Raw genomic sequence first — 7,081 nt, 5'->3', positions numbered from 1 at the left:
GCCTGTTCGAGTGCGCGCCGCGCTTCGAGCAGGAACGCCTCGCCGGCCGGCGTGAGCGCCGTGCCGCGGTTGTCGCGCTCGAACAGTGCGACGCCCAGCTCGTCCTCGAGCTTGCGGATCGCCGCGCTGAGCGGCGGCTGCGCCATGTGCAGCCGCTCGGCCGCGCGCCGGAAGCTGAGCGTCTCGGCGACCGCGATGAACTGCCTGAACTGGCGTAGATCGATCATGCGATACCTTTTGTGTATCAGTGGATCATCGAATTCGTATTTTACCTATCACACTGCGCTGCCCAGAATGGTCTTGTCATCAACGGTCGACATTCGGGAGGGCAGGTCATGTCAGCGAGGGAACAGGCGCGAACGGCAATCGTCACGGGCGGGTCGAGCGGGATCGGCTTTGCGATCGCGCGCCGGCTGGTGGAGGATGGGTATCGCGTCGCGATCGTCGGGCGCGACGCGGCGCGGCTGGAAGCGGCCGTCGCACGGCTCGGCGGCGCGGCGATCGGGCAGGCGGCCGACCTGAGCGTACGACGGAGTGCGGAGGCGGCGGTCGCCGCGATCGTCGAGCAGTGGCCTTGCATCGACGTGCTGGTCAACAACGCAGGACTGACCGGCCGTGTCGGCGCGGATACGGAGGCGGGCGAGGCCGAGCGCGTGTGGGACGCCGTGCTCGACGCGAACCTGAAAAGCCTGTTCGTGACGACCCTGGCCGTGCTGCCGCACCTGGCAGAGCAGGGTGCGCGGATCGTCAACATCGGCTCGATCGCGGCGCGCGCCGGCAGCCTGCTGCCGGGCGGCCTGGCGTACGCGGCGGCGAAGGCAGGCGTCGAAGGGTTCACCGTCGCATTGGCGCGCGAACTCGGGCCGCGCGGCGCAACGGTCAATACGGTCGCGCCCGGCTATATCGCCGACACGCGCTTCTTCGGTGAAAGCGGCGTCGCGCCGGCCATCGCCGCGACGATCCGCGAACAGACGCCGGCCGGCCGCGCCGGGCATCCGGACGATATCGCGGACGCGGTCGCGTGGCTCGCCGGGCCGCGTGCATCGTTCGTCACCGGTGCGACGATCGCGGTGAACGGCGGCTGGCGCGTCGGGTGACGCAATCTACCCCGGCGGCCGGGCGCGGCATCGCACGCCGCGCCCGGCCTGCCGGTCATTCGATATCCGTCGGCGGCTTGTCGCCGAGCCAGCGCCGCGCGCCGGGCCCGTTGCGGCCCGCGCGGTCCTCCGGGTTCGTCAGCTTGCAGCGCTTCAGCGACAGGCAGCCGCAGCCGATACATTCGTCGAGGTTGATGTACAGGCGCTGCAACTCCTCGATCCGGTTCGCAACGCGCTGCTTCCAGCCGCGCGACAGCCGCTGCCAGTCCTTGTTGCTCGGCGCGGTGTCCTCGGGGAGGCTGACGAGCTGCTCGGCGATCTCGTCGAGCGTATAGCCGATCTTCTGCGCGAACACGATGAACGCGATCAACCGCAGCACCGCGCGCGAATAGTGGCGATGACTCGAGCCGTTACGGTGCGACTTGATGAGCCCGCGCGTCTCGTAGAACCGCAGCGTCGACGCCGGTACGCCGCTTCGTGCGGCCACTTCGCGAATCGACATCAGCGGCCATTGTGGTGTTTCCTGGATACCCATGTTGCCCCTCCGGGAAAGCTTGACTTGAAGTTAACTTCAACTTTTATGCTACGCGGCAGTTTAACCCGTCGCGAGGCATCATGCTCTCCTTATCCCTACGCAGGACGTCGCCTTTGGGCGCGGCCTGTGCACTGCTGCTGGCGTTGTCGGGCTGTCACGACGGCAAAGGCGCATCGTCGGCCCAGTCCCTTCCCGAAGTCGGCGTTGCCGCCATCGCGCCGCGCACGATCCGCCTCGCGGACGAATTCAACGGACGCGTCGAAGCCGTCGATGCGGTCGAACTGCGGCCGCGCGTGAGCGGCTATCTGCAGCGCGTCGCCTACAAGGAAGGCGACCTGGTCGCGCAGGGCGAGCTGCTGTTCGAGATCGACCCGCGCCCGTACCGGATCGCGCTCGATCGCGCGAACGCGCAGCTGCAGCGGGCCCGCGCGGCCGCGAGCCTCGCGAACGTGCAGCTCAAGCGCGTGCAGACGCTGATCGATGCGCATGCGACGTCGCAGGAAGAACTCGACAACGCGCGCGCCACGGCCGAGCAGGCGCGCGCGGACCTGCAGGCGGCCGATGCGGCCGTCGCCGATGCGAAGCTCAATCTCGGTTTCACCGAAGTGCGCGCGCCGATCGCGGGCCGCGTCGGCCGTGCGGTCGCCACTGTCGGCAACCTGGCGCGCGCGGACGACACGCTGCTGACGACCGTCGTGTCGCAGAACCCCGTCTACGTGTATTTCGACTGCGACGAGCAGAGCTACCTGCGCTACAACGCGCGGCGTGCCGATCCGAAGCATCGCGCGATCGGCGCCGATCCGGTGCGCGTGGGCCTCGCGAACGAGACGGGCTTCCCGCATGCGGGCACCGTCGACTTCCTCGACAACCGGCTCGACCCGCAAACGGGCACGATCCGCGCGCGCGTGCGGCTGCCGAATGCGGACCATACGTTTACGCCGGGCCTGTATGCGCGCGTGCAGCTCGTCAGCGGCCGCGACCAGGATGCTTTGCTCGTCGACGACAAGGCCGTGCTCACCGACCAGGACCGCAAGTACGTCTATGTGATCGGACCCGGCGACAAGGCGCTGCGTCGTGACGTAACGATCGGTCGCGGGCTGGATGGCGAGCGGATCATCGAGAAGGGGATTCAGGCGGGCGACCGCGTGGTCGTCGACGGCGTGCAGCGGATCTACTATCCGGGCGCGCAGGTGAAGCCGAAGGCGCTGCCCGCGCGCGCCGATGCCGGTGGTGCCGGCAATGGCGCAGGCAACGGCACTGGCAACGGCCCGGGCAACGGCACGCAGGCCGTCGCCGATGCCGGCGCGCCGCCGGCCGTGCAGTGACGGGAGACAGGTAATGGATTTCTCCCGATTCTTCATCGACCGGCCGATCTTCGCGGTCGTGCTGTCGATCGTGATCTTCGCGATCGGCCTGATCTCGATCCCGATGCTGCCCGCCGGCGAATACCCGGAAGTCGTGCCGCCGAGCGTCGTCGTGCGAGCGACTTACCCGGGCGCGAACCCGAAGGAAATCGCCGAATCGGTCGCCGAACCGCTCGAAGAGGCGATCAACGGCGTCGAAGGCATCATGTACATGAAGTCGGTCGCCGGTTCCGACGGCAGCCTGCAGGTCGTCGTCACGTTCCTGCAGGGCGTCGATCCCGACACCGCCGCCGTGCGCGTGCAGAACCGCGTGAGCCAGGCGCTGTCGCGCCTGCCCGACGAGGTGCGCCAGTACGGCGTGACCACGCAGAAGCAGTCGCCGACGCCGCTGATGTACGTGAGCCTCTATTCGCCGGACAACAGCCGCGATTCGCTGTACCTGCGCAACTACCTGACGCTGCACGTGAAGGACGAACTGTCGCGGCTCACGGGCGTCGGCGACGTCGGCCTGTCCGGCTCCGGCGACTATGCGATGCGGTTGTGGCTCGACCCGAACCGGCTCGCGTCGCGTGGCCTGACCGCGAGCGACGTGATTGCCGCCGTGCGCGAGCAGAACGTGCAGGTGTCGGCCGGCCAGCTCGGCGCGGAGCCGTCGCCAAAGAAAAATGACTTCCTGCTGTCGATCAACGTGCGCGGCCGGCTGCGCACGGTGCAGGAGTTCAGCGACATCGTGCTGCGCACCGGCGACGACGGGCAGGTCGTGAAGCTGTCCGACGTCGCGCGCATCGAGCTCGGCGCGGGCGACTACACGCTGCGCTCGTATTTCAACGACAAGCCATCGGCGGTGGTCGGCATCTTCCTGTCGCCGGGCGCGAACGCGCTCGAGGTCGCGAAGGCCGTGTATGCGAAGTTCGACGAGCTGTCGAAGCGGTTCCCGCCCGGCGTCGCGTACCGGCCCGTGTGGGATCCGACGGTGTTCGTGCGCGAATCGATCCGCGCGGTGCAGCACACGCTGATCGAGGCCGTCGTGCTGGTCGTGCTCGTCGTGATCCTGTTCCTGCAGACGTGGCGCGCGTCGATCATTCCGCTCGTCGCGGTGCCCGTCTCGGTGGTCGGCACGTTCGCGTGGCTCTATCTGCTCGGCTATTCGATCAACACGCTGACGCTGTTCGGGCTCGTGCTCGCGATCGGGATCGTCGTCGACGATGCGATCGTGGTCGTCGAGAACGTCGAGCGCAACATCGCGCAGGGCCTGAGCCCGCGCGACGCTGCGCACCAGGCGATGCGCGAGGTGTCGGGGCCGATCGTCGCGATCGCGCTCGTGCTGTGCGCGGTGTTCGTGCCGATGGCGTTCATGTCGGGCGTGACGGGCCAGTTCTACCGGCAGTTCGCGGTGACGATCGCGATTTCCACGGTGATTTCCGCGATCAACTCGCTGACGCTGTCGCCCGCGCTCGCTGCGAAGCTGCTGCGTCCGCACAGTGCGCCGAAGGATGCGCTCACGCGCGGGCTCGATCGCGCGTTTGGCTGGCTGTTCCATCCGTTCAACCGCTTCTTCGACCGCAGTTCCGATCGCTATCACGGCTTCGTGTCGCGCACGCTGAAGCGGCGCGGGGTGGTGTTCGCGGTCTATGCGGCGCTGCTCGCGGCCACTGCGCTGCTGCTCAACGCGGTGCCGGGCGGCTTCATCCCCGTGCAGGACAAGCTGTACCTGTTCGCGGGCGCGAAGCTGCCGGAAGGCGCGTCGCTCGCGCGCACCAGCGAGGTGACCGAGCAGATGACGAAGATCGCGCTCGGCACCGACGGTGTCGAGATGGTGCCGGCGTTTGCCGGGTTGAACGCGCTGCAAGGCGTGAACACGCCGAACATCACGAACTCGTACGTGATCCTGAAGCCGTTCGACCAGCGCCACCGCAGCGCCGCGCAGATCAACGCGGACCTGAACGCGCGCTTCGCGGCGATCGGCGGCGGCATTACCTATGCGCTGATGCCGCCGCCGATCCAGGGCCTCGGCAACGGCTCGGGCTATTCGCTGTACCTGGAGGATCGCGGCGGGCTCGGCTACGGCGCATTGCAGAACGCGCTCACGGCGTTCCAGGGCGCGGTCGCGAAAACGCCGGGGATGAGCTACCCGGTCAGCTCGTACCAGGCGAACATCCCGCAGCTCGAGGTGAAGGTCGACCGGTTGAAGGCGAAGGCGCAGGGTGTCGCGCTGACCGACCTGTTCAGCACGCTGCAGGTCTATCTCGGCTCGATGTACGTGAACGACTTCAACCTGTTCGGCCGCGTGTACCGCGTGATGGCGCAGGCCGATGCCGGCCACCGGCAGACGGCCGCCGACATCGCGAACCTGCGCACGCGCAACGCGAAGGGCGAGATGGTGCCGATCGGCTCGATGGTGACGGTGGCGCCGGCGTACGGGCCTGATCCGGTCGTTCGCTACAACGGCTATCCGGCCGCGAACCTGATCGGCGATGCCGATCCGAAGGTGATGTCGTCGTCGCAGGCGATCGAGAAGCTCCAGCAGATCGCGAAGGAAGTGCTCCCGCCGGGCATCACGCTCGAATGGACCGACCTCAGCTACCAGCAGGTCACGCAGAGCAATGCGGCGATCGTCGTGTTCCCGCTTGCGGTGATGCTCGTGTTCCTCGTGCTCGCGTCGCTGTACGAGAGCTGGACGCTGCCGCTCGCGGTGATCCTGATCGTGCCCGTGTGCATCTGCGCCGCGCTGTTCGGCGTGTGGCTGTCGGGCGGCGACAACAACGTGTTCGTGCAGGTCGGGCTCGTCGTGCTGATGGGGCTCGCGTGCAAGAACGCGATCCTGATCGTCGAGTTCGCACGCGAGCTCGAAATCCAGGGCAAGGGCGTGATCGAGGCCGCGCTCGAAGCGTGCAAGCTGCGGCTGCGCCCGATCGTGATGACGTCGGTCGCGTTCATCGCGGGCTCGGTGCCGCTGCTGATCGGCGGCGGCGCGGGCAGCGAAGTGCGGGCGGCCACCGGCATCACCGTGTTTGCGGGGATGCTGGGCGTCACGCTGTTCGGGCTGTTCCTGACGCCCGTGTTCTATGTGGCGATCCGCAAGCTCGCGGGCGGCACGCCGGCCGTGTGGAGCGAACACCACGGCACCCTCGAAGGAGAAAACCGATGAGCGCCGCTTTCCGTCTTTCCGCGCTCGCGATGTCGGTGACGCTCGCCGCGTGCGCGGTCGGCCCCGATTTCAAGCGGCCCGACACGGCCACGGCCGCGCGGTTCGCCCGCGACGCGCATCCGGCGGCGTCGCGCGATGCGGCGCCGCCCGGTACGACGCCGGATACGCCGCCCGACGCGTCGGCCGATGCCGATGCCACGTTCTGGCGCGGCTTCGGCGATCCGGTGCTGACGCAGCTGATCGACACGGCGCTCGCGGCGAACCAGGACCTGCAGGTCGCCGTGTCGCGCTACGACGCATCGAATGCGCTGCTGTCGCAGGCCACGTTCGACCGCTTTCCGACGATCACCGCGAGCGGGCAGATCGGCCATCAGCTGATGAGCAAGGATCAGGCGTTCGGCGCGCCGCGCAGCCAGCGCGATACGCCGACGTCCAGCGTCGGGATCAATGCGGCGTGGGAGCTCGACCTGTTCGGCCGCGTGCGCCGTTCGATCGAATCGCAGCGTGCGGAAACGGCTGCCAGCGCGGCGGACGTGCGCGCGGTGCGCGTCGCGATCGCCGGCGAGGTGGCGAGCACGTACGTCGATCTGCGCGGCTCGCAGGAGCGGCTGCGGATCGCGCGTGAAAACGCCGACAACCAGAAGCAGACGCTCGCGCTGATCAATGCGCGCGTCGGCGCGGGGAGAGGGTCCGAACTCGATGCGGCGCGGGCGCGCGCGCAGTACGAATCGACGACGTCGCGGATCGCCGTGTACGAAGCGGCGATCGGCGTCGACGAGCACCGGCTCGCGGTGCTGACCGGGCAGACGCCGGACGCGTTGATCGGCCGCTTCGATCTCCCGAAGGCAGCCGCGTCGACGGGCACGCCCGTGCCGCTGCCGGCGCTGGCCGCCGACATCGATCCCGGCACGCCGGGCGACCTGCTGCGGCGGCGGCC

General features: G+C 68.5%; 6 protein-coding genes. 4 read left to right on the top strand and 2 right to left on the bottom strand.

Annotated elements, in window-relative coordinates:
• Nucleotides 1-227, bottom strand: a 227-nt coding sequence (locus G3O00_RS38165; protein WP_206146101.1) for a LysR family transcriptional regulator, incomplete at its 3' end; no start/stop codon positions are given.
• Nucleotides 228-335: 108 nt separating this feature from the next.
• On the opposite strand from G3O00_RS38165, the gene G3O00_RS38160 reads away from it, so the two are divergent.
• Nucleotides 336-1,097, top strand: coding sequence for an SDR family oxidoreductase (locus G3O00_RS38160; protein ID WP_206146100.1), 762 nt, complete (start codon nt 336-338; stop codon nt 1,095-1,097).
• 55 nt (nt 1,098-1,152) lie between these two features.
• Here G3O00_RS38160 and soxR read toward each other — a convergent pair whose 3' ends face one another.
• On the bottom strand, nt 1,153-1,632 hold the full coding sequence (gene soxR / locus G3O00_RS38155; RefSeq protein ID WP_011354610.1) for a redox-sensitive transcriptional activator SoxR: 480 nt from the start codon (nt 1,630-1,632) through the stop codon (nt 1,153-1,155).
• Between the two features lie 80 nt (nt 1,633-1,712).
• Between soxR and G3O00_RS38150 the strand changes: the two genes are divergently transcribed.
• From G3O00_RS38150 to G3O00_RS38140, 3 genes are all read left to right on the top strand, one after another.
• Nucleotides 1,713-2,957: an efflux RND transporter periplasmic adaptor subunit gene (locus G3O00_RS38150; protein WP_206146099.1), complete on the top strand. Its 1,245-nt coding sequence runs from the start codon at nt 1,713-1,715 to the stop codon at nt 2,955-2,957.
• Nucleotides 2,958-2,970: 13 nt separating this feature from the next.
• The gene (locus G3O00_RS38145; protein WP_206146098.1) at nt 2,971-6,144 is read left to right on the top strand and encodes a multidrug efflux RND transporter permease subunit; all 3,174 of its coding nucleotides are present in this window, start codon (nt 2,971-2,973) and stop codon (nt 6,142-6,144) included.
• Nucleotides 6,141-7,081 (top strand): TolC family protein (locus G3O00_RS38140; protein WP_206146097.1); only part of this gene is annotated, 941 nt, incomplete at its 3' end. The genes G3O00_RS38145 and G3O00_RS38140, both read left to right, overlap by 4 nt.

The organism is Burkholderia sp. Ac-20384, assembly GCF_017104605.1.
Lineage (GTDB): Bacteria > Pseudomonadota > Gammaproteobacteria > Burkholderiales > Burkholderiaceae > Burkholderia > Burkholderia lata.
This window is presented reverse-complemented; position numbering and strand designations above follow the sequence as displayed.

Coding starts and splice junctions, on each gene's coding strand:
- G3O00_RS38160 (WP_206146100.1), top strand. CDS start 336: ATGTCAGCGAGGGAACAGGCGCGAACGGCAATCGTCACGGGCGGGTCG.
- soxR (WP_011354610.1), bottom strand. CDS start 1,632: ATGGGTATCCAGGAAACACCACAATGGCCGCTGATGTCGATTCGCGAA.
- G3O00_RS38150 (WP_206146099.1), top strand. CDS start 1,713: ATGCTCTCCTTATCCCTACGCAGGACGTCGCCTTTGGGCGCGGCCTGT.
- G3O00_RS38145 (WP_206146098.1), top strand. CDS start 2,971: ATGGATTTCTCCCGATTCTTCATCGACCGGCCGATCTTCGCGGTCGTG.